This is a genomic window from Roseomonas sp. CAU 1739 (assembly GCF_039839775.1).
Taxonomy (GTDB): domain Bacteria; phylum Pseudomonadota; class Alphaproteobacteria; order Acetobacterales; family Acetobacteraceae; genus Neoroseomonas.
On sequence record NZ_JBDOQQ010000015.1, the window covers coordinates 122,316 to 144,795 of the forward strand.

Sequence of the window (22,480 nt, forward strand, 5' to 3'; positions counted from 1 at the left end):
GGGTCGCGGTGGAGCCGCTATCCTCGCGTCTTCGCATCGGGCGCGCGCCGCCGTGCCGTCGTCGTGGGACGACGGCGTCGGGTAGCCAGCGTGGCGGGGCGCGCGATCATGGACATGATGGTCGGGGCGACGGCCGCGGCCGTCAACGCTTTTCGAGGAAGGCCAGCACCGCCGCGTTGAACGCGGACGGATTATCCGCCTGCACGCTGTGCGCGGCCTTCGGGATGGTCACGCGCGTCGCATTCGGCATGGCCTTCTCCAGCGCATCGAGGATGACGCCGAATTGCGGCTGGGACTGGTCTCCGCCGGCGAGCAGCGTGCGGATGCGGATGCCCTCGGCCTCGCTGCGGCTGTAGGGCTTGCGCTGTTCGTTCACCTGGCCGAGCAGCGTGCGCGCATTGTCGCGGTTGACCTCCTTGCGTGCCTCAGACCGCTTGGCCCAGGCGCCGGGTCCGCCGGTGTGCTCGGCGATGACGGTCAGGCCTTCCTCGGTCTTGCCTTCGCCGATCAGTGCCGCACCGCGGGCGAAGGCGGCACCCTGCTTGCCGGCCGGCGGCGCGCCGCCGAGGGTTTCGTCCAACTCCCCGCCCGGCTCCAGCAGCACCAGGGACTCGATCAGGCCGGGGTGGTGCTGGGCGACGCGGAAGGCGATGTGCCCGCCGCGCGAATGGCCGATCAGCCGCACCGGTCCTTTGCCCAGGGCCGTGATGAAGCCGGCGATGTCGGCGGTGTGGCGCGCGATGGTGAAGTCGCCGGCATCCTTCCATTCGCCGGGCCAGCAATGGCGCAGGCTCACGGCCATGGCGTGGTACTTCGCGCCGAAGGCGTCCATCTGCCCGGACCAGGACCGCTGGTCGCCGAGCGTGCCGTGAATCATCAGCAGCGGCGGGCCGGAACCGGCCTCGGCATAGGCGAGCGGATAGCCGTCGACGGTGATGCTGGGCATGGCGTTTCCTTATGCGTTGCGCGCGGCGTCCATGATGGCGCGGAAGCGCTTCACCGTCGCCCCCAGCCCCTCGAACACCGATTGCGAGATGAGGAAATGGCCGATCGACACCTCGGTCACTTCCGGCCACGCGGCGATGGGGCCGACAGTGTCGAAGGTCAGGCCATGGCCAGCATGGCAGAGCAGCCCCGCGGCCTTCGCCGTGGCCGCACCCGCCTTCAGCCGCGCAAGCTGGGCCGCGCGGTTCTCCACCGGCCCTTCGGCATAGGTGCCGGTGTGCAACTCGATCGCCTGCGCGCCGAGCGCGGCCGCCGCCTCGATCTGCGCCGGATCGGCCTCGATGAAGATGGAAACCCGCACGTCGGCTGCGCGCAGCCGGTCGATCGCCTGCTTCAGGAACGACGAGGCGCGCAGCACGTCGAGCCCGCCCTCGGTGGTCAGTTCGGCGCGCTTCTCCGGCACCAGGCAGCAATAGGGCGGGCGGATACGCTCGGCGAAGGCGACCATCTCCTCGGTCGCCGCCATTTCGAAATTCAGCGGTGCCGCGATCTCCGCGCGCACGCGTTCCACGTCGCGGTCCCGGATGTGGCGGCGGTCTTCGCGCAGATGCATCGTCACGCCATCCGCGCCGGCGTCGACCACGACCCGCGCGGCCTCGACCGGGCAGGGGAACGTCCCGCCACGGGCGTTCCGCAGCGTGGCGACGTGATCGACATTCACCGAGAAATCGAGATGCTGCGTCATGCGGTGTCCTTGCCCGGGGGTGCCGGCAATGGCTGCCAGAACAGCGGTTCCGACACGTCCGGCCCGCCCTTCCAATCGATGTCGTTGCCGCTGTCGGCGACGAAGATCGAAACCTCCGTCTCCTCCGCGCCGTGATAGCGCGTGCCTTCGACCCATTTGCCGCCGGTCACCACGGAGCCATCGGTCAGCAGCACGCGCGTGCCGTCGCGCGGCGCGGTCGCGATCGGCCGCCAGCCCGGCGGCGCCGTGGCTGGCGTGGGCGGAACCGCCAAGCCCGCGCGCACCGCCGCGAGGCGCGCGGCGAGCAGGACCGCCTCGATCAGCGAAGAAGGGTCAGCCTTCCCCGTGCCCGCGATATCGAGCGCCGTGCCATGATCCGGGCTGGTCCGCACGATCGACAGGCCGAGCGTGACGTTGACGCCGCCGGCCATGTCGAGCGTCTTGATCGGGATCAGCGCCTGGTCATGATAGAGGCAGATCGCCGCGTCGTAGCCCGGCCGTGCGAGCGCGGTGAACATGGTGTCGGACGGCAACGGCCCGCGCGCGTCTATGCCCTCCGCGCGCAACGTCGCGATGGCGGGGGCGACGATCTCGATATCCTCACGACCCATGGTGCCGGCCTCGCCGGCATGCGGGTTCAGCCCGGCGATGGCCAGGCGCGGGTCGGCGATGCCGAAATCCTCGCGCAGCGCGCGCGCGGTAATGCGGGCGGTCTCGACGATCATCGCCGGTGTCAGCCGCGCGATGGCCGTCGCCAGCGCCTCATGGATCGTCACCGGCACGACGCGCAACTCGGTGGAGGCCAGCATCATCACCGGCGGGACATTGGTGCCGGCGATCTCGCCGAGATATTCGGTATGGCCGGGATGCTTGAACCCCGCCGCGGTCAGCACGGATTTCTGGATCGGATTGGTCACCACCCCGGCCGCACGGCCGGCCTTGGTCAACTCCACCGCCTCCGTGATCGCGGCGATGACGGCGGCTGCATTGGCAGGGTCTGGGCGGCCCGGTATGGGCGGCCGAGGCAGCGGGCGGTGCAGCACCGGCAGGGCGTGCGGGAAGACCGCCGCGGCCTCCTCGGGTGCCGCGATCGCCTGCACCGGCACGGCGAAGGGACGGGTCGCGTCGTCGATCAGGAAGAAGGTCGGACCGGTCGCGCGCAGGGCGGACCAGGCACCGGCGGCGATCTCCGCGCCGATGCCGGCGGGTTCTCCCATGGTGAGGGCGAGGGGGGGGCGCATGATGCTTCGCGTGTAATCCGTGCCGCGCATCCTGGCGAGGCCTTGCGCCGCCGCAAGCCGGCTCGTCGCGCGCATGCTAGAAGCCGCCGATGGAGTTCCTGGTGAATTGCCTGCACGACCTGACGGCGCTCGGGCCCGGCGGCGTGCCGGCGGTGATGGCGGCGCTGTTCCTGGCGGGGCTGGCGGGCGGGGTGACGCATTGCGCGGGCATGTGCGGTCCCTTCGTCATCGCACAGGCGGCGGCGGTGGCCGACCGCGCGCAGGCCGGGGGGGTGCTGGCGCGGCTGTCCGGTGCGGCGCTGGCGCCCTACCACCTCGGGCGGATGATCGGCTATGGGGCGCTGGGCGCGGCGGCGGGCGGGCTGGCCGGGCTGGTGGCCTTCGGCACCGGGTTCCGATTCGTGCTCGCCGGGCTGCTGGCGGTGGCCGCGGTGCTGATGCTGGCGCAGGCCTCGGCTCGCATCGCCGCACTGGTGCCGAGGATGCCGGCGCCGCGACTGCCGCCGGGGCTGGAGCGCCGGCTGGGCGCGCTGCTGGCGGCACCCACCGGTCTGCGCGGCGTGGCGTTGGGCCTGATGCTGTCGGCGCTGCCTTGTGGGTTGCTGTACGGCGCGCTGGCGGGCGCTGCCGCGACCGGTTCGGTGCTGGGTGGTGCCCTGGCCATGGCCGCGTTCGTTTCCGGGACCATGCCGGCGCTGATGGGTGTCGCGCTGCTCGGCCGCTTCTTCGGTCGGCGGGCCGGGCCGGGGATGCGCCTCGCGGGTGCCGCGCTGTTCGTGCTGAACGGGGTGGTGCTGGCGGCGATGGCGCTGCGCGTCGCCGCCTGACCTGGACGGCGGCGCGCGACGCGCCGAGACTTCCCCCCGCTGGGAAGGAAACGCATGCCGGACGCCGCCACGGGCGGGAGTGTCGAGACCCGACAATCCTGGATCATTGCCGTTACCGCCGTGACGATGCTCGCCCTGGCCGCCGGCGCGCCGCTGACGGTGGTGATCGGCCTGGTGCCGATCGCCGAGACATTGGGCGGGGGCCGTTCCATCCCCTCGCTCGCAACCTCGCTCGCCTATCTGGGGTCTGGCGCGGGCGGTGTGGTCTGCGGCCTGTTGGCCGCGCGCATCGGGCAGCGCCGCGTCGCGATCATGGGGGGCGTGTCGATCCTGTGCGGCCTTGCGCTGGCCTCGCTGGGCCAGGGCTGGTCGCTGCTGGCCGGGATCGGGCTTGGCGTCGGGCTGTTCGGCAATGGCGCGCTGTTCGCACCGATGGTCGCCTATGTCTCGCTGTGGTTCGACCGGCGGCGCGGGGCGGCGCTCGCGCTGGTCTCCTCCGGCCAGTATGTTGCCGGCTTCCTTTGGCCCTTCGTGTTCGAGCGCGCGATCGGCGCCTTCGGCTGGCAGGCGACGATGCGCGCCTATGGCGTGTTTGCGGCGGTGACGGTGGTGACCCTCGCCGCGCTTGTGCTGGCACCGGCGCCGATGCCGGCGGCCGGGCTTGGCGGGATGCACAGCGTGAAGGGGCGGCGGGTGCTCGGCATGCCGCCCAACCTGGCGATGGCGCTGGTCGCCGCGGCCTCCTTCCTGTGCTGCGTGCCGATGGCGATGCCGGCGGCGCATCTTGTGGCGTTCTGCGGCGACCTGGGCATCAGCGCGTCGCGCGGGGCGGCGATGCTGTCGGTGCTGCTGCTCGCGGCCTTCCTCGCACGGCAGTTCTGGGGCTGGCTGTCGGACCGGATCGGCGGGCTGTGGACGGTCTTCGCCGGGTCTTCCGCCCAGGTGGCGGGGATGCTGGGTTTCCTCGCGACGCAGGACGAGGCCGGGCTGTTCGTCGTCGCGGCGGCCTATGGCCTAGGCTTTGGCGGCATCGTGCCGGCCTATGTGCTGACCATCCGCGCGCTGTTTCCGGCCGCCGAGGCATCCTGGCGCGTGCCGGCACTGCTGTTCGTCTCCCTGTCCGGCATGGCCTTCGGGGCCTGGCTGGCGGGCGCGATCTATGACCGCGTGGGCTTCTATGCGGCCGCCTGGTGGGTCGGCATCGCGGTGAACGTCGTGCAGTTGGCGCTGGTGGCCTTCCTGCTGATGCGGCAGCGGCGCTACGCCTGACCCACCAGGTCCCTGTACGCATGCCAGGTGGCATGCCCGATCAGCGGGATCACCAGCGCGAGGCCGAGGAAGAACGGCACCATAGCCATGGCGGTGAACACCACGATCAGCCCGGCCCAGAAGATCATCGCCCCCGGATTGGTCGCCACCGCGCGCAACGACGCCACGATGGCCTCGAAGGCGGAGATGTCCGGCCGGTCCACCAGCATCGGGATCGACACGGCCGAGATGGCGAAGGCCCCGGCCGCCAGCACCGCCCCCGATGCCGTGCCGACGATCAGGAAGGGCAGCAGCATCGGCGAGCGCAACATCGCCATAGGGACATCCTCGAGTGGCGGGGCGAAGTTGATGCCGAACATCAGCGCGAAGAGCAGCGCCGCGAATCGCACCCAGAACAGATGCAGCAGCAGCAGCACCACGCCCATGAAGGCCAACTGTGTACCGTTGCGAGTGAACCCCCGCAGGCAGGCACCGATCGTGACCGGCTGGCCCACCTCGCGCAGGCGCGATGCCTCATAGAGGCCGGCGACCAGCAGCGGCGCCACGATGAAGAAGCCGGCCGAGGCCGGCAGGATGGCCCAGGCGCTGCGCGTCCACAGCAGGACCAGCGAGATCAGCCACCCCGCCAGCGTCAGCGCCCCGCCATAGAAGAAACCGATCAGGGGATTGGCGAGCAGGTCGCGCCAGCCGGCCGTCAGCCAGGTCCAGGGGCGATCCGGCGGGACCACGCGGATGGCGGCTGCGCCGCGGGCAATCGGCTGCGCTTCGCTTGGCATGGCTTGTCGCTCCTCCCACGGGGCTTGGCCGCCCCGGACCAAATCATAGTCTAGACTGCTGCATTGCGAGAGAATTGATCCGGATCAAGGACGGCACCCCCTTCCGGGCGTTCCCTGCCATTCTTGGTGCGTGCGGCGACTCCGCCGCGGCGCCGCTTGGGGAGAATCTGGTCGTGGCAGCAGCAACTGCAACAGCCGCCCTGGCTCCGGGCCAGGGCGTCAGGGCGGAGGAGGTCGGCTATGTCGAGGCGCCGATCCGCGCCTTCGCCATCGCCACCGTCTTCTGGGGCGTGGTGGGCTTCCTGGCGGGGGTGGTGATCGCCCTGCAACTGGCCTTCCCGCTGCTGAACCTCGACCTGGAATGGACGACCTTTGGGCGTCTGCGCCCGGTCCATACCAGCGCGGTCATCTTCGCCTTCGGCGGCAATGCGCTGATCGGCACGTCCCTGTTCATCGTGCAGCGGACCTGCCGCGCGCGGCTGTTCGGCGGCAACGATGCCGGCTGGTTCCTGTTCTGGGGCTACCAGTTCTTCATCGTGATGGCGGCGCTGGGCTATGTCCTCGGCATCAGCCAGGGCAAGGAATACGCCGAGCCGGAATGGTATGTGGACCTTTGGCTGACCTTCGTCTGGGTCGCCTACCTCGTCATCTACGGCGGCACGCTGCTGCGGCGCGAGGAACCCCACATCTACGTGGCGAACTGGTTCTACCTCGCCTTCATCATCACCATCGCCATGCTGCATATCGGCAACAACATCTCGATCCCGGTCAGCCTGGGCTCGGCGCATTCCTACTCGGCGCCGGCCGGCGTGCAGGGGGCGATGATCCAGTGGTGGTACGGCCACAACGCGGTGGGCTTCTTCCTGACCGCCGGCTTCCTGGGGATGATGTACTACTTCATCCCCAAGCAGGCGGACCGGCCGATCTATTCCTACCGGCTGTCCATCGTGCATTTCTGGACGCTGATCTTCCTGTACATCTGGGCGGGTCCGCACCACCTGCACTACACCGCGCTGCCGGATTGGGCGCAGACGCTCGGCATGGTGTTCAGCATCATCCTGTGGATGCCGTCTTGGGGCGGCATGATCAACGGGCTGATGACGCTGTCGGGCGCGTGGGACAAGCTGCGGACCAACGCCGCGCTGCGCTTCTCGGTCACCGCGGTCGGCTTCTACGCCATGGCGACCTTCGAGGGGCCGCTGATGTCCATCAAGGCGGTGAACGGCCTGTCGCACTACACCGACTGGACCATCGGCCATGTCCATTCCGGTGCGCTGGGCTGGAACGGCTTCATCACCTTCGGCGCGCTGTACTACCTGTTCCCCGTGCTGTGGAAGAAGAAGGCGGTATGGAGCGAGAAGCTCATCGCCTGGCACTTCTGGCTCGCGACGCTCGGCATCGTTCTCTACATCAGCGCGATGTGGGTGTCGGGCATCATGCAGGGGCTCATGTGGCGCGCCTATGACGAGCTCGGCTTCCTCCAATACTCCTTCGTCGAGACGGTGGAGGCGATGCACCCCTACTACGTGATCCGGACGCTGGGCGGCGTGATGTACCTGACCGGCGGGCTGATCATGGCCTTCAACCTGTGGAAGACGGTGACGAGCAGCGAGGCGATCGAGCCCGAGCCCGCCGCCGTTCCCGCCCTTGCCGTCGCGGCGGAATAAGGAGGACACGCCCATGTTCCGCTGGCTTCGCGACCACGGCATCATCGAGCGCAACCTGGTGCTGATGGGCGTGCTCACGCTCATCACCGTCTCGATCGGTGGCCTGGTGCAGATCGTGCCGCTCTTCGCGGTCGAGACCACCATCGAGCGCGTGGCGGGGGTGCGCCCCTACACGCCGCTCGAACAGATGGGCCGCGACATCTATGTGCGGGAAGGCTGCTACCTCTGCCATTCCCAGATGATCCGCCCCTTCCGCGACGAGCTGGAGCGCTACGGCCACTACAGCCTTGCCGCCGAGAGCATGTACGACCATCCCTTCCAATGGGGGTCGAAGCGCACGGGGCCGGACCTCGCGCGCGTCGGCGGGCGGTATTCGGATGACTGGCACGCGGCGCATCTGCGGTCCCCGCGGGCGCTGGTGCCGGCCTCGGTGATGCCGCCCTACGCGTTCCTGGATCGTCCGCTCGACTACGGGGACATCCAGGACCGGATGCGCGCGTTGCGCGTCGTGGGCGTGCCCTACAGCGACGAGATGATCGCCAATGCGCGCGCGGATATCGAGGCGCAGGCCCGGCCCGAGGCCGACGGCGCGGCCTTCCAGACGCGCTACGCCCGTGCCCGCCAGGGTGCTTTCGACGGCGATCCCGCGCGGATCACCGAGATGGATGCGCTCGTCGCCTATCTGCAGATGCTCGGCACGCTCGTCGATTTCCGCGACGTGACGCCGGCGCAGCTGCGCCAGCCTTGAGGAGGGGGTGATGACTTCGCTGATCGAATCCCTGCCGCTGCTGCGCAGCCTCTGGGTCGTGTGGTTCTTCGTGCTCTTCGTCGGGATGCTGTGGTTCGTGCTGCGGCCATCGCGGAAGACGTATTACGAGGCGCAGGCCGATATCCCGTTCCGCGACACCGATTCCGCCCCTGGCGGACGCTGAGGAGCATCCGAGGATGCCGACCAAGATCGAAAAGGACGCCGTGACCGGGCAGGACACCACCGGCCACGAATGGGATGGCGTCAAGGAATTGAACAACCCGCTGCCGAAGTGGTGGCTGTGGACCTTCTACGCCACCATCGTCTTCGGTGTGGCGTGGATGGTGATCTACCCGTCGCTGCCGGGCTGGAAGGGCACCTCCGGCTGGGTGGCGCGGGAGGCGATCGTCGCTGATGTCGCCGCCGCGCAGGCAGCCAACGCGCCGATGATGGCGCGGCTGCGCGCGGCAACCCCGGCGCAGATCGCTGCCGACCCAGAACTGCGCGCCTTCGCGCTGGCCGGCGGGCGTGTCGCCTTCGCCAACAACTGCGCCGCCTGCCATGGTGCGGGCGGGCAGGGCGCGGTGGGTGGCTATCCCGCGCTGGTGGACGATGACTGGCTGTGGGGCGGTTCGCTGGAGGCCATCCAGGCCACCATCCGCCACGGCATCCGCAACACCGAGGACGACGAGGCGCGCACTTCCGTCATGCCGCGCTTCGGCGCCGATGGCCTGCTGACCGCGGCCCAGGTCAACGATGTCGCGGAATATGCGCTGTCGCTGTCGGGGCGTTCGACCGACGCGGCGGCGGTCACCCGCGGCCAGACGGTGTTCGCCGAGAACTGCGTCGCCTGCCATGGCGAACGCGGCGAGGGCAACCGCGATGTCGGCGCCCCGCGGCTGTCCGACCAGGTCTGGCTGCAGGGCGGCACCAAGCGCGACATCGTGGCGATGATCCACAGCCCGCGCCTGGGCGTGATGCCGGCCTGGCAGGGCCGCCTGGACCCGGCCGTGATCAACATGCTGACCGTTTACGTGCACGCCTTGGGCGGGGGCGAGTAGCTCCCCGCTCGACAGGACAAAGCGACATGACCAGCGTCGAGGCACCGCATCGCGCGAAGGCCGACCGGCCGGCGGAGGCACCCGCCTCCGCCGCCGCCCAGCCGCTCTATGCGTCGCGGCAGAAGGTCTATCCGAAGCGCGTCTTCGGCCCCGTCCGGTCGGTGAAGTGGGCGGTGCTGATGGCCTGCCTCGCGCTGTATTACATCATGCCGTGGCTTCGCTGGGATCGCGGGGCGGGCGTGCCCGACCAGGCGGTGCTGGTCGATATCGCCAATGCCCGGCTGTTCTTCTTCTGGATCGAGCTCTGGCCGCAGGAGATCTACTTCCTCGCCGGCGCGCTGATCCTCGGGGCTTTCGCGCTGTTTGCCGTGTCGTCCCTGTTCGGGCGGCTGTGGTGCGGCTTCACCTGCCCGCAGACGGTCTGGACGGACCTGTTCATGTTCGTCGAGCGCTGGATCCAGGGCGACCGCAACGCGCGGATGAAGCTGGACCAGGGGCCGCATGGCGCGAACTACTGGACCCGCAAGGGCCTGACCCATGTGGTGTGGCTTGTGATCGCCGCGGCGACCGGTGGCGCCTGGGTGATGTACTTCAACGACGCGCCGACCGTGACGGTCGACATCCTGACCGGGCGCGCCAGCCTCGAGATCTACTTCTTCTTCGCGCTGTTCGCCGGCTTCACCTATCTGCTGGCCGGCTGGGCGCGCGAACAGGTCTGCACCTACATGTGCCCCTGGCCACGCTTCCAGGCGGCGATGCTCGATGAGAATTCGCTCGTCGTGACCTATCGCGACTGGCGCGGCGAACCGCGCGGCAAGGCCAAGGCCGACGGCGTCGGCGACTGCGTGGACTGCTTCGCCTGCGTGCATGTCTGCCCGACCGGGATCGACATCCGCGACGGGCAGCAGCTGGAATGCATCGGCTGCGGGCTGTGCGTCGATGCCTGCGACAGCGTGATGTCCAAACTCGGCCGTCCCAAGGGGCTGATCGCCTTCGAGACGCTGAAGAACCTGTCGGCCAGTGCCGCCGCGACCGCGGCGATGCCGCCGGGCGAGGCGCGTTTCGCGGCGGGCATGGCGGCACGCCACATGCCGCGCTTCATCCGCCCGCGCACCATGATGTATGCCGGGGCGCTCAGCCTCGTCGCGCTGGTCATGCTCGGCGCCTTCCTGCTGCGCTCGACGCTGGACTTGACCGTGCTGCGCGACCGCGCGCCGCTGTTCGTGCGGCTGTCGGATGGTGCGATCCGCAACGGCTATACCGTGAAGATCGTCAACAAGACGCGGGAGGAGGCGCCGCTCGCGCTCGTGCTGGCCGCGCCGGACGGCTTCCGCATGACCGTGCAGGATGTCGAGAACGACGCGCAGGGCCGCCCGCTGCTGGCCCGCCGCGCCGATGGCATCGCGCAATACCGCGTCTTCCTGACCGCGTCCCAGGGGATGCGGCTGCCCGAGGATACGCCCGTCACCTTCCGCCTGCTCGATGCGCGCGGCCGCGCCGTCGCCAGCCAGTCGAGCAGCTTCCTGGGACCGAAGCCATGAGCGCCGCCATGCAGGATGCCGGATACGACCCGAAGCGCAGCCGATGGATCCCGTGGGCCTTCGTCGGCGGCTTCGCGGTGGTCTTCGCGGTGAACATGCTGATGATCTACTACGCCGTCTCCACCTTCACCGGCGTCACCATCCCGCATTCCTACGAACGTGGACGCGGCTACGACCAGGTGCTGGCCGAGGCGGCGCGGCAGGATGCGCTCGGCTGGCGGGCAGCCGTCACCTTCGAGGGCGGCCTGCTCGGCGTCGTTGCCACCGACCGCGACGGGCGCCCGGTGCCCGGCCGCATCGAAGGCGTGCTGCAGCGCCCGCTGGAAGGTCTCCAGGTGCCGCTCAACTTCGTGCCGCGTGGCTCGGGCCGCTGGGCGGCGGAAGTGCAGCCGCCCGAGCGCGGCCTGTGGGAAGCGCGTCTGACCCTGTTCGGCCAGGACGGGACGCCCTTCGACATCCGCCACCGGCTGATCGTGCGGTGAGCATCCTCGGCCATGCCCGGCCCGTCGCGTCGGAGGCGGTCTCGGCCGCGTCCTGCGCGCATTGCGACGCAAGGCTGGCACCGGGGCAGGACCGATTCTGCTGCACAGGCTGCGCTGGCGCGCATGCGCTGGTCGCGGGGCTGGGCCTGTCCGCCTTCTACGGCCGGCGAGAGACCGAGGCCGGCGCATTGCGGCCCGAGGCACTCGCACCCGGGCTCGACCTCGCACCTTTCGTCGAGACATTGCGGGACGGCACGCAGCGGCTTGATCTCGTGGTCTCGGGGCTGACCTGCGGTGCCTGCGTCTGGCTGGTCGAACAGGCGCTGGCCGCCGAACCGGATGTGCTGTCGGCCCGTGCATCGCTTTCCGCGCGTCGGCTGACGGTCACCTGGCGAGGGGAAGCGGCGCGGGCGAACGACGTCGCCGCACTTCTCGGTCGGCTTGGTTTCCGCATCGCACCCTGGTCGCCCGCCTGTCTGCGCGCGACCGATGACGCCGAAGGCCGCGTGCTGACCCGCGCGCTGGGGATCGCGGCCTTCGGGTCGATGAACATCATGCTGATCTCCGTCGCCGTCTGGGTCGGCGGAGACATGGGACCGTCGCTGCGGCACGGGCTGCATTGGCTGGCGGCGCTGATCGGCCTGCCGGTGGTGCTGATCGCGGGCATGCCCTTCTACCGGTCCGCATGGGCGGCGATCCGCGCAGGGCGGCCGTCGATGGACCTCGCCGTGTCGCTCGGCGTGCTGGCAACCGCTGGGATGTCGCTGTCGGAGACGCTGCGCAACGGGCCCTACACCTGGTTCGACGGGGCCACGATGCTGCTGGCGCTGCTGCTGGCGGGTCGCGTGTTTGACCGCGCGGCGCGGCGCCGCGCGCGGCAATCGGTGGCGGAACTGCTGGCGCTGCAGGAAGGCCTGGTCAGCCGCGTGCTGGCCGATGGGCATATGGAAGCGGTGCCGGCGGAAGCCGTCGCCGCGGGGGACCGCGTGCTGGTCTCGGCCGGCGAACGGCTGCGGCTGGATGGTGTCGCCGCGACCGACGCGTTGCTCGACGCCGCCGCGACCACCGGGGAGAGCGTGCCGCGCGCCTTTGTTGCCGGCGACAAGTTGCCGGCCGGCGCGGTGAACATGGGCGCGGCCTTCACCATGACAGTCAGCGCGGCCGCCAGGGACGGCTCGCTTGCCGCCATGGCGCGGCTGCTGGAACGCGCGGAACAGGCCAAGGGCCGCTTCGTCGCCATCGCCGATCGCGCCTCGCGCTTCTATGTGCCGGTGGTGCATGCCGTCGCGGCCATCACCTTCCTGGCCTGGTGGGGCGTGCTCGATGCCCCCTGGCAGGTGGCACTGGTGAACGCCGTCTGCGTGCTGTTGATCACCTGCCCCTGCGCGCTCGCACTTGCCGTGCCGGCGGTGCAGGTCGTCGCGGTCGGCGGATTGTTCCGCCGCGGCGTTCTGGTGACCTCGGCGACCGCGCTCGAACGTCTCGCGACCGCCGACCACGTCGTGCTCGACAAGACCGGGACGCTGACCGAGGGGCGGCCCGTGCTGATCCCCGCCGGGCAGGACCCGGCGACGCTGCTGCGCGCAGCGTCCATGGCGCGCGCGTCGCGGCATCCGCTGGCACAGGCGCTGGTGCGTGCCTGCCCGGAGGCGCCGATGGCTGATGGCGTCAGGGAAGTCGTGGGCCAAGGGCTGGAGCAGGGCGCGGCGCGGCTCGGCTCGCCGTCGTTCTGCGGCCTTGGCGCTTCGGCCGATGGCATGGTGCTGGCGCTGCGCGATGGCGATGCCGCGCCGGTCATGTTCCGCTTTGCCGACCGGATGCGGGAGGATGCGCCGGCCGCGGTTGCGGCACTCGGTGCGCTCGGCCTGTCGGCCGAATTGCTGTCCGGCGATGGGGAAGGCGCGGTGGCATCCGTCGCCTGGCAGGCCAACATCGCCGAATGGCGGTCCGGCGTGGATCCCGTTGCCAAGCAGGCGCGCACCATGGCGCTGAAGGATTCGGGGCGGCATCCGCTGATGGTGGGCGACGGCATCAACGATGCGGCGGCGCTGGCGGCGGCGCATGTCTCGGCAAGCCCCGCGGGGGCGACGGACCTGGCGCAGACCGCATCCGACCTGGTGCTCCAGCGCGAAGGCCTGTCGGTGCTGCCCGCGGCGATCCTCATTGCGCGGCGCGCCCAGGCGATCGCGCGGCAGAATATCGGCTTCTCGCTGGCCTATAACGGCGTCGCGGTGCCGATGGCGGCGCTGGGGCTGGTGACTCCGCTGATCGCGGCGGTCGTCATGGCGTCATCCTCCCTGGTCGTGGTGCTGAACGCGCTGCGCGTGGCGAAGGACTGAACGATGGACGCGCTGATCTTCCTGATCCCTGCTTCGCTGCTGCTGGGCCTGATCGGCCTGGCGGGATTTCTCTGGGCGCTGCGGTCGCGCCAGTACGAAGACCTGGACGGTGCGGCCGCACGCATCCTGTTCGACGACAAACCCCGCAAGGAGACGCCGAAATGACCGGTGCCCGCGTATTCTTCCTCATTACCTATGTCGTGCTGGGATTGGTCGGCCTGTTCCTGGCCGCGGCGGCACGCGATGTCGGGATCGCCATCTTCGGCTGGGGGCTGGTGCTGTTCGGCGTGCTGAACGCGTTCAACGCCATCAAGGTGCATTTCGACGAGCAGGAAGGTCACTGACAATGCGGGCCGCTGTCAGCGGCCCGCATTGTCATGGTGTATGGCATGCCATCAAACGGCGGGCGCGGCCCTTCCAGGCCGCTTGGCTTCGCGCCAGTGCATGGCGCGAAGCCAAGTCGCACGGATGTGCGGCGCCCGGCGTGTGAGGCCAAAAATCAAGGCACCGGCGAGATCACCCGTTTCAGGCAGCGCAGCGTGAACGCCGTGCGCGTGTGCCGCACGCCGGGCAGGTGGTAGATCTTCTCTCGTAACAGGCGTTCGTACCCCGCCGTGCCGCCCACCGCGGCCTTGAGGATGTAGTCGTACTCGCCGGTCACCAGCCAGCATTCCAGCACCTCGGGCATGGCGCTGACAGCCTCCTCGAAGCGCCTGAGGTTCTCGTCGTCGTGCCGCTCCATCATCACTTCCAGGAATACCGTATCGGGCAGCCCGAGCGCCGCCTGGTCCAGCAGCGCCTGATAGCCCTGGATCACGCCGGCCTGTTCGAGCCGCTTCACCCGCGTCCAGCAGGGGGAGGGCGACAGCCCCACCTCCTCGGCCAGCTCGGCATTGGTCAGCCGCGCGCGGCGGGCGAGGGCACGGAGGATTCGTCGGTCTGTGGCGTCCATGGCAGAAGGATGTTCCGCCACTTCGGCACTGCACAACAGAAATCGGAATAAACCGCCGCGCGTCCTGGCGCATCATCCCGGCATTGGCAGGATTGCCGGAGCAGACCAACATGACCGCCATGGGCAGCATCATCCGACCGGACGCGACACTCGAGGAACGCTGGGACGCGACCGACGGACCCGTGCTGCTGACAGGCACCCAGGCATTGGTCCGCCTGCCCATGCTGCGGCAGGACATGGATGCGGCCCTCGGCTGGAAGACCGGCGGCTTCATCTCGGGCTATCGCGGCTCGCCGCTCGGCGGCTTCGACAAGGAACTGGCGCGCCAGCAGAAGCGCCTCGCCACGCATCACATTGTTTTCCAGCCCGGGTTGAACGAGGACCTGGCCGCCACCGCCATCTGGGGGTCGCAGCAGGTCGGGCTGACCGCGGGTGCGACGGTCGATGGCGTGTTTGGCATTTGGTACGGCAAGGGGCCGGGCATCGACCGGTCCGGCGATGTGCTGCGCCACGCCAACAGCGCGGGGACCATGCCGAAGGGTGGCGTCATCGCACTGGCCGGTGACGATCCGTCGTCCAAATCCTCGACCATCACCTCCGGCTGCGAATACGCCTTCATGGATGCGGAGATTCCGGTGCTGGATCCCGCCGATGTGGGGGAGGTGCTGGAATTCGGTCTCAAGGGCATCGCCCTGTCGCGCTTCGCCGGGCTGTGGGCGGGCATCAAATGCGTCGCCGACACCATGGATGCGTCGATGACGGTGCAGCTCGACCCCGCGCGCTACGCCACGCGCGACCCGGTCGGGCTGCCGATGCCGCCCGATGGCCTGCACATCCGCCTGCACGACAGCCCGATCGCGCAGGAGGAACGGCTGCGCCATTTCAAGCTGCCGGCCGCTGTCGCCTTCGCCCGCGCCAATGGCTTCGACCGCATGGTGCTGGATGGGCCGAATGCCCGCTTCGGCATCGCGGTGCGCGGCAAGGCCTATGCGGTGTTCCGCCAGGCGATGGACGAGGCCGGCATTTCGGACGCCTTCGCGCGCGAACACGGCCTGCGGATCTGGAAGGTGGGCCTGGTGTGGCCGCTGGATGCCGAGGCCGCGCGCGCCTTCGCCGATGGGCTGGAGGAGATCCTCGTCATCGAGGACCGGCGCCCGGTGATCGAACCGCAACTGCGCGACGCGCTGTTCCACGCGCCGGTGCGCCCGCGCGTTACCGGCAAGAGGGACGAGAACGGCCGCCCGCTGCTGTCCGACCTCACGGAACTCGACATCGGCCAGATCCTGCGCGCGCTCGCCGCGCGGCTGCCTGCGCCGCTGCGCACCAACCGGCTGCATGAACGCATCGCCGAGCTGGATGCGCTGGTCGCCGCGCAGACCGCGCCGCTGCATCTGCGCGACCCGTATTTCTGCCCCGGCTGCCCGCACAACACCTCGACGCGCATTCCGGACGGGTCGCGCGCGCTGGCCGGCATTGGGTGTCACTATTTAGCGAAGAACATGGACCGCAATTCGGACCTATTCACCCAGATGGGCGGGGAGGGCATGCCCTGGATCGGCCAGGCGCCCTTCACCACGGAAAAGCATGTCTTCGCCAATATCGGCGACGGCACCTGGGGCCATTCGGGTTCGCTGACCGTCCGCTTCGCCGTGGCGTCCAAGGCCAACATGACCTTCAAGGTGCTGGTCAACAGCGCCGTCGCCATGACCGGCGGCCAGACGCCCGAAGGTGAGATCGACGTCCCGCACATCGCCGCCCAGCTGCACGCCGAAGGCGTCGAGCGCATCGAGATCGTCTCCGACGACCCCGACCGCCATCGCGGCAATCCGCTGATCCCGGCGACGGCGGGCTTCCACCACCGGTCGGACCTCGACGCCGTGCAGCGGACCCTGCGCGAGGTGAAGGGCGTCACGGCCATCATCTACGACCAGGAATGCGCGACCGAACGCCGCCGCAAGCGCAAGCGCGACCTGGCCCCCAAGGCCGAGCGGCGGGTGATGATCAACCCGCGCGTCTGCGAGGATTGCGGCGACTGCTCGCGTGCGTCGAACTGCCTGGCGGTGGAACCGGTGGACACGGAATTCGGCCGCAAGCGCAGGATCGACCAATCCGCCTGCAACCAGGACCTGTCCTGCCTGGGCGGCTTCTGTCCGTCCTTCGTCACGCTGGTGGGTGCGAAGCCGGCGGAACACCACGTCGTCGCATCCGGCGCCGCGCCGCCGGAACCGATCCGCCCCGAGGTGCAGGGCGAGGCCTGGAACCTGCTGATGGCCGGTGTCGGCGGGCAGGGGGTGTCGTCGCTCGCGGCCATCCTTGCCCAGGCCGCGCATCTGGAAGGGCGGCCGGTGCGCAGCCTCGACTTCCTCGGCCTCGCGCAGAAGGGTGGCGGCGTCTATGCGCAGTTGCGGATCGGCGAGCCCGGCGCGGCGCCGGACAGCATCGCCGGTGCGCGCATCGCGGCGGGTGGAACCGACCTGCTGATCGCCGCCGACATGGTGGTGGCGCATGGCCGCACGGCGCGCCCGCTGCTGGGGCCGGCGCGCACGGTTTCGGTGGTGAATGCCGACCTTGCGCCGACCGCGCAATTCGTGAATGACACCGCCACGCGGTATCACGGTGCGGAGATGCTCGAGAGCATTCGCACGGCCTGCCGCGAAACCATTGCCCTGGGCGGCACCACGCGCGTCACCGAGGAGCTTGGCGATGCGGTCTACCTGAACGTCTTCCTGCTCGGCATCGCCTATCAGCGCGGGCTGGTGCCGTTGTCCTCGGAAGCGATCGGCCGCGCGCTCGACCTCAATGGCGCGCAGGTGGCGCTGAACAAGGAAGCCTTCGCGCGCGGGCGCGCAGCGGCGCTGGAGGAATTGTCCCCGCCGGCGCATGTGGCGGAGACGATCGACGTGCTGGTCGCGCGCCGCGTCGCCGACCTCACCGGGTATCAGAACGCGCGCACCGCCCGCGACTATGAAGCCTTCGTCGCGCAGGTCCGTGCGGTGGGCGATGAACGCCTCACTCGCGCGGTGGCGACGCAGTTGCACCGCCTGATGGCCTACAAGGACGAGTACGAGGTCGCCCGCCTGCACAGCCTGCCCGCCTGGAAGGACGCGCTGGCCCATGGCTTCACCGGCACGCAGCGGATCGAGATGCACCTCGCCCCCCCGGTGATGGCCAAGGCCGATCCGGTGACCGGTGTGCCCGCGAAGCGCGTTTTCGGCCCATGGATGCTGACCGCGATGGGCCTGCTGCGGCATGGCAAGGTGCTGCGCGGCACCGCGCTCGACCCCTTCGGCCGCACCGAGGAACGCCGCACCGAACGCGCCCTGCCGGGCGAGTTTCGCGCCGGGGTCGAAAGGCTGATGGGCAACCCCGCCTTGGCGGCGGAATGGGCCGAGGCCTGGGCTGGCGTGAAGGGTTTCGGTCCGATCAAGGCGCGCAACCTCGCCACCACCCGGGCAAGGCTGGCGGTGATCGAAGCGCCGGCGATCGCGGCGGAGTAGCGCGCCGATGGAGGGGCGCTGCCCCTCCAGACCACCCCGCCAGGACCCCGCGATATCCAGGGCTCGGCCACGGTGTCCGACGCCTTTGCGGACACCGATCCGGTCCTGGGCACCCGGAGGCAGGTCGAGGTTTCCAAAGGCCTCAAACCTTTGGTGGGTGAGGTCCGGAAAGGGCAAGGCCCTCTCCGGTTCCGTCACGGCAAGCCGATCTCCTGCCGGATCCGCGGATTGCCCTCGGGCCGCGCCGCCGGGTCGATCTGTCGCGCGGCCCGCAGCCCGGATTCGATCGCGCCTTCCACCCAGCCGGATTTCAGCGACGTCCGGTCGCCGGCGAAGCGGATGCGCCCCTCGGGCTTCTCCCACTCGCGCACCATCCAGCCGCCGCCGATCGGAATGCCGGCGAAGGACCCGCGGATCATCACGGCCGCGTTCAAGGCATTGGTCATGCTGCGATGGAACACCGGGAATTGTGTCGATGGCGCACGGTCTGGAGCGAGCGGTGTTCGCGCGGAATGGGGTGTCGGCGCGGCCCGGGGCGCCCTAGTAAGGTGGCAAGGGAGCCAGAACGCCATGACCTCACCCTTCGACCTGCCCGAAGCGACACGCGAACTGCAGTCCGTCGCGCGCGACTTCGCCGCCGAGGTGCTCGCCCCCAACGCCCGCCGTTGGGACGAGGAACGCCACTTTCCCATTGCGGAGATGCGACAGGCCGCCGCCCTTGGCATGGCGGCGCTGTATGTGCGGGAAGGGTCGGGCGGGTCGGGCCTGACGCGGCTGGATGCCGCCGTGGTGTTCGAGGCGCTGGCGACCGGCTGCCCCACCGTCGCGGCCTATCTGTCGATCCACAACATGGTCGCCTGGATGATCGACCGCTTCGGGTCGGACGCGCAGCGGGCCGAGCACCTGCCATCGCTGGTCACCATGGAACGGATCGCGTCCTACGCGCTGACCGAACCGGGGTCGGGGTCGGATGCCGCGGCGCTGCGCACGCGGGCCGCGCGCGACAATGAAGGCTATGTGCTGAACGGGACGAAGCAGTTTATCTCCGGTGCGGGCGTGTCGGATCTGTACCTGACCATGGTGCGCACCGGCGGGGAGGGTCCGGCCGGCGTGTCCGCGATGCTCGTTCCGAAGGACACGCCCGGCCTGTCCTTCGGTGCCAATGAACGCAAGATGGGCTGGAATGCCCAGCCGACCCGCCAGGTGATCTTCGAGGATGCGCGCGTCGCGGCCTCCGCCCTGCTGGGGGAAGAAGGGCAGGGGTTCCGCTTCGCCATGGCGGGCCTGGATGGCGGGCGGCTGAACATCGCGGCCTGTTCGCTGGGTGGTGCCGAAGCCGCGCTTGAAATCGCACTGGACTACACGCGCGAACGCCGCGCCTTCGGCCGCGCGATCAGTGATTTCCAGAACACGCAGTTCAAGCTCGCAGACATGCGGATCGAGTTGGAGGCCGCGCGATCCCTGCTGTGGCGCGCCTGCGCGAAGCTGGATGAGAAGGCGCCGGATGCTACGGCCTTCTGCGCCATGGCCAAGCGCTTCGTCACCGACACCGGGTCGCGCGTCGCCGATGACGCGCTGCAGATGCTGGGCGGCTATGGCTATCTCGCGGAGTACGGCGTCGAGAAGATCGTGCGCGACCTGCGCGTCCACCGCATCCTCGAAGGCACGAACGAGATCATGCGCCTGATCGTGGCGCGCGGCATGCTCGGCCCGCGCTGACGCGGGCGCCTGGCGCGGCGGGATCCGCTTCACGCCCACAGCACCGAATGCCCGTCGAAGTCGTCGGGCGGAAAGCCCGGCAGGATGAACGCCATGTCCGCCGTGCCGTTGCCGTCCATGTCGATCGAGAGGATCTTCGTCGCCTCGTCGAAACGCCCTTCCGCGCCGCCTTGGGCGCTGAAGGCGAAGGCGCCGCGCCAGCGGAAATCCCCGCCCGTGCCGATGCCGGCGAAAGCCAGCGCATCGCCCTCCAGCGGGTTGAAGTTGACGATGGTATCCGGCGCCGACACCGATGAATGCGAGATCGCCGTGTAGATGAACAGGTCGGCCCCGGCGCCGCCGGTCAGCCGGTCGGCCCCGGCCCCGCCCTGGATTTCGTCATTGCCGCCACCGCCGGTGATCGTGTCGTTGCCGTCCCCGCCGTACAGCCGCGTGCGCCCGCTCCCGGCGGAGACGGTGATCCGGTCGGCACCGGTCCCGCCGCGCACCAGTTCGACATCCGTCGTCACCACCGCGACGCCGCCATCGCCAAGCGTTAGCACATCCGATCCGCCGCCGAGCGTGACCGCGACCGCGGCGGTGGCACCCGCGATCGTCACCGCATCCGCGCCGGCCCCGCCGACCACCGCCTCCGCATCCCGCACGACCACGGCATTGGCGCCCGGGCCCAGCGTCAGGCGGTCGGTGCCGGCCCCCAGGTCGATCTGCGCCCCCATTACCGCACGCGCCAGGGTGACGAGATCGTCGCCGCTGCCGCCCGTGATCCGCTCCACATCCGACAGCGTCACCCGGTTGCCGCCGGCACCGAGCAGCACATGGTCCTCCCCGGCGCCCAGGCGCAACACCACGCCGTCCGCGCCGCCGGCGAGGTCGATGGTATCGGCGCCGTCGCTGCCGATCACGAGCTCGGTGCCGGCGACGGCAATGCGATTGCCGCCGCGCGTCAGCGCCAGCCGGTCGCTGCCTCCGCCGAGGTCGACCAGCCCCGCGGGCAATGCCGCGCCCAGCGTCACGAGGTCGGCGCCGCTGCCGCCGAGGATGGTCTCGCCATGGAGCACGGTCAGGATGTTGTCCCCATCGGCGAGCATCACGCGATCGAGCCCCGCGCCGAGATGCAGATACGCCCCGCGCACGGTGTCGAGCAGCGTGACGGTGTCGTCGCCGCCACCGGCCTCCAGCATCTCGACCCCGCGCAGGCGCAGGGCATCGGCGGCATCTGACAGGAACACCCGGTCGCGCCCGGGACCGAGCGAGGCCAAGGCATTGTCGGCCGCATCGCGGAAGGTGACGTCGTCCGCGCCGATGCCGCCATTGATCGTCTCGACACCGGAGACGAAGACGCTGTTGGCGCCGGCCGAGAGGGTCAGCTGGTCGCTGCCGGTGCCCAATTCGACCTGCGCGGCGGTGATGCTGCGCTCGAACAGGATGATGTCGGCGCCGCTGCCGCCGATGAGCGTCTCCACCCCGGCGACGGTCAGGGTATTGCCGCCATTGGCCAGGCGCAGCCGGTCCTGCCCGCCATGCAGGGCGATGCGCCCGCTGAAGGCCGCGCCGAGGGTCAGGTCGTCGTCGCCGCCGCCGCCTTCCAGCGTCTCGACATTCAGGATCACGGCGTTGACCGGGCCGCCGCGCACCACGAGGCGGTCGGCGCCGGCGCCCAGGTCGATGACGCCGCCATTGATCGCGCCCGAGAGGATGACGTCGTCCGCGCCCGTGCCGCCGAGCAGCGTCGCGGTGCCATAGGCGCGCAAGGTATTGCCGCCGTCGGCGAGCACGAGCCGGTCGGCGCCGGCGCCCAGATTGACCAGCCCGCCATCCATCCGCGTGCGTAGCGTGATGCTGTCTGCGAGACCGCCGCCGATGATCGTCTCGATGCCGCCGGCGACGAGGCTGCCGCCGCCGAGCAGGGTGATGCGATCCGCACCGGCGCCGCCGGCGATGGTCTCGACGCCACGCAAGGTCAGCACATTGCCGCCATCGGCCAGGGCGATGCTGTCCGCGCCGGCGCCGAGGTCGAACAGGCCACCGGCCGGCAGCGCATCCTCGAGCACCAGGCGGTCGTCGCCGGCCCCGGCGGTGACCGCCTCGACGCCAGAAAGGCGCAGCGTGTTGCCGCCTGGGGCGAGCACCAGGGCGTCGCTGCCCGCGCCGAGCGCGATACGCCGCCCGGTCGCCGTCTCGGTCAGGGTGATGGTGTCGGCGCCGCTGCCGCCTTCGATCGTCTCGGCGCCGGTCACGGTCAGCAGCGCGCCGCCATTGCCCAGCACCAGCCGGTCGTTGCCGGCGCCGAGGTCGAACAGCCCCTCGGCGCGGCCGTCGACCAGGATGATGTCGTCGCCGCCGCCAGACAGCAGCGTTTCCACGCCCGCGACGGTGATGGAATCGGCGCCGTCGGAAAGCACGACGCGGTCGGCACCCTCCTTGAGGTCGATGCGCATGCCCATGGCGGCGCCCAGCACCGTCACCTCCTCGACGCCACGATTGCCGGTGACGGTTTCGATGTCCGCGGCGATCGTCACCGCGTTGCCGCGGGTCGAGATCATGGTCAGCGCGTCGGCGCCGGCCCCCAGGCTGTAAAAGCCGCGCATCGGCGCGCCGCTGTAGATGGCGTCGGCGCCGCTGCCGCCGAGCACCGTCTCGACGCCGGAGACGGTGACGAAGTTGGTCCCCT

At 70.0% G+C, this 22,480-nt stretch carries 20 protein-coding genes; 13 read left to right on the plus strand and 7 right to left on the minus strand.

Annotated features, from left to right (window positions below; translation table 11 throughout):
• Positions 1-142: 142 nt before the first annotated feature.
• Genes AAFN86_RS21960 through pdxA form a run of 3 tightly spaced genes read right to left on the minus strand, consistent with a single transcriptional unit; the run spans position 143 to position 2,931 of the window.
• Entirely contained in the window at positions 143-946 is an 804-nt protein-coding gene (locus AAFN86_RS21960) for an alpha/beta hydrolase (protein WP_347545696.1), read from the minus strand.
• A gap of 9 nt (positions 947-955) precedes the next feature.
• A complete protein-coding gene (locus tag AAFN86_RS21965) occupies positions 956-1,690 on the minus strand; it encodes a pyridoxine 5'-phosphate synthase (protein WP_347545697.1) in 735 nt (244 codons plus the stop codon).
• Positions 1,687-2,931: a 4-hydroxythreonine-4-phosphate dehydrogenase PdxA gene (gene pdxA / locus AAFN86_RS21970; protein WP_347545698.1), complete on the minus strand. Its 1,245-nt coding sequence runs from the start codon at positions 2,929-2,931 to the stop codon at positions 1,687-1,689. The genes AAFN86_RS21965 and pdxA overlap by 4 nt, the downstream gene beginning before the upstream one ends.
• A gap of 89 nt (positions 2,932-3,020) precedes the next feature.
• On the opposite strand from pdxA, the gene AAFN86_RS21975 reads away from it, so the two are divergent.
• Both AAFN86_RS21975 and AAFN86_RS21980 read left to right on the plus strand, forming a co-directional pair.
• Positions 3,021-3,758: a sulfite exporter TauE/SafE family protein gene (locus tag AAFN86_RS21975; protein WP_347545699.1), complete on the plus strand. Its 738-nt coding sequence runs from the start codon at positions 3,021-3,023 to the stop codon at positions 3,756-3,758.
• 54 nt (positions 3,759-3,812) lie between these two features.
• Positions 3,813-5,027 (plus strand): MFS transporter, encoded by a 1,215-nt coding sequence (locus AAFN86_RS21980; protein ID WP_347545700.1) that lies wholly within the window; start codon positions 3,813-3,815, stop codon positions 5,025-5,027.
• Here the strand turns inward: AAFN86_RS21980 and AAFN86_RS21985 are convergent.
• Positions 5,018-5,803, minus strand: a complete 786-nt coding sequence (locus AAFN86_RS21985; protein WP_347545701.1) for a DUF2189 domain-containing protein — start codon at positions 5,801-5,803, stop codon at positions 5,018-5,020. The genes AAFN86_RS21980 and AAFN86_RS21985 overlap by 10 nt on opposite strands.
• 173 nt (positions 5,804-5,976) lie before the next feature.
• Between AAFN86_RS21985 and ccoN the strand changes: the two genes are divergently transcribed.
• The 9 genes from ccoN to AAFN86_RS22030 are packed head-to-tail and all read left to right on the plus strand — an operon-like array spanning position 5,977 to position 13,985.
• Positions 5,977-7,470 (plus strand): cytochrome-c oxidase, cbb3-type subunit I, encoded by a 1,494-nt coding sequence (gene ccoN / locus AAFN86_RS21990; RefSeq protein ID WP_408906624.1) that lies wholly within the window; start codon positions 5,977-5,979, stop codon positions 7,468-7,470.
• Between the two features lie 13 nt (positions 7,471-7,483).
• The gene (ccoO, locus tag AAFN86_RS21995) at positions 7,484-8,218 is read left to right on the plus strand and encodes a cytochrome-c oxidase, cbb3-type subunit II (protein ID WP_347545702.1); all 735 of its coding nucleotides are present in this window, start codon (positions 7,484-7,486) and stop codon (positions 8,216-8,218) included.
• Between the two features lie 10 nt (positions 8,219-8,228).
• Positions 8,229-8,402, plus strand: coding sequence for a cbb3-type cytochrome c oxidase subunit 3 (locus tag AAFN86_RS22000; protein WP_347545703.1), 174 nt, complete (start codon positions 8,229-8,231; stop codon positions 8,400-8,402).
• Between the two features lie 13 nt (positions 8,403-8,415).
• On the plus strand, positions 8,416-9,279 hold the full coding sequence (ccoP, locus tag AAFN86_RS22005) for a cytochrome-c oxidase, cbb3-type subunit III (RefSeq protein ID WP_347545704.1): 864 nt from the start codon (positions 8,416-8,418) through the stop codon (positions 9,277-9,279).
• Between the two features lie 26 nt (positions 9,280-9,305).
• Entirely contained in the window at positions 9,306-10,820 is a 1,515-nt protein-coding gene (gene ccoG, locus AAFN86_RS22010) for a cytochrome c oxidase accessory protein CcoG (protein WP_347545705.1), read from the plus strand.
• Positions 10,817-11,302, plus strand: coding sequence for a FixH family protein (locus AAFN86_RS22015; RefSeq protein WP_347545706.1), 486 nt, complete (start codon positions 10,817-10,819; stop codon positions 11,300-11,302). Before ccoG ends, AAFN86_RS22015 begins: the two co-directional genes overlap by 4 nt.
• Positions 11,299-13,641: a heavy metal translocating P-type ATPase gene (locus AAFN86_RS22020; protein ID WP_347545707.1), complete on the plus strand. Its 2,343-nt coding sequence runs from the start codon at positions 11,299-11,301 to the stop codon at positions 13,639-13,641. The genes AAFN86_RS22015 and AAFN86_RS22020 overlap by 4 nt, the downstream gene beginning before the upstream one ends.
• A 3-nt stretch (positions 13,642-13,644) precedes the next feature.
• Entirely contained in the window at positions 13,645-13,806 is a 162-nt protein-coding gene (ccoS, locus tag AAFN86_RS22025; protein ID WP_347545708.1) for a cbb3-type cytochrome oxidase assembly protein CcoS, read from the plus strand.
• The gene (locus AAFN86_RS22030) at positions 13,803-13,985 is read left to right on the plus strand and encodes a hypothetical protein (RefSeq protein WP_347545709.1); all 183 of its coding nucleotides are present in this window, start codon (positions 13,803-13,805) and stop codon (positions 13,983-13,985) included. The genes ccoS and AAFN86_RS22030 overlap by 4 nt, the downstream gene beginning before the upstream one ends.
• 155 nt (positions 13,986-14,140) lie before the next feature.
• Here the strand turns inward: AAFN86_RS22030 and AAFN86_RS22035 are convergent, their stop codons facing one another.
• On the minus strand, positions 14,141-14,593 hold the full coding sequence (locus tag AAFN86_RS22035) for an Lrp/AsnC family transcriptional regulator (RefSeq protein WP_347545710.1): 453 nt from the start codon (positions 14,591-14,593) through the stop codon (positions 14,141-14,143).
• Positions 14,594-14,703: 110 nt separating this feature from the next.
• Here AAFN86_RS22035 and AAFN86_RS22040 point away from each other — a divergent pair, with 110 nt between their 5' ends.
• The gene (locus tag AAFN86_RS22040) at positions 14,704-18,090 is read left to right on the plus strand and encodes an indolepyruvate ferredoxin oxidoreductase family protein (protein ID WP_347545711.1); all 3,387 of its coding nucleotides are present in this window, start codon (positions 14,704-14,706) and stop codon (positions 18,088-18,090) included.
• 194 nt (positions 18,091-18,284) lie between these two features.
• Here the strand turns inward: AAFN86_RS22040 and AAFN86_RS22045 are convergent, their stop codons facing one another.
• Positions 18,285-18,536: an FAD-dependent oxidoreductase gene (locus AAFN86_RS22045; RefSeq protein WP_347545712.1), complete on the minus strand. Its 252-nt coding sequence runs from the start codon at positions 18,534-18,536 to the stop codon at positions 18,285-18,287.
• A gap of 124 nt (positions 18,537-18,660) precedes the next feature.
• On the opposite strand from AAFN86_RS22045, the gene AAFN86_RS22050 reads away from it, so the two are divergent.
• Positions 18,661-19,809: an acyl-CoA dehydrogenase family protein gene (locus AAFN86_RS22050; protein ID WP_347545713.1), complete on the plus strand. Its 1,149-nt coding sequence runs from the start codon at positions 18,661-18,663 to the stop codon at positions 19,807-19,809.
• 29 nt (positions 19,810-19,838) lie between these two features.
• On the opposite strand, the gene AAFN86_RS22055 is transcribed toward AAFN86_RS22050, so the two are convergent.
• Positions 19,839-22,442 (minus strand): calcium-binding protein, encoded by a 2,604-nt coding sequence (locus AAFN86_RS22055; protein WP_347545714.1) that lies wholly within the window; start codon positions 22,440-22,442, stop codon positions 19,839-19,841.
• Between the last annotated feature and the right edge of the window lie 38 nt (positions 22,443-22,480).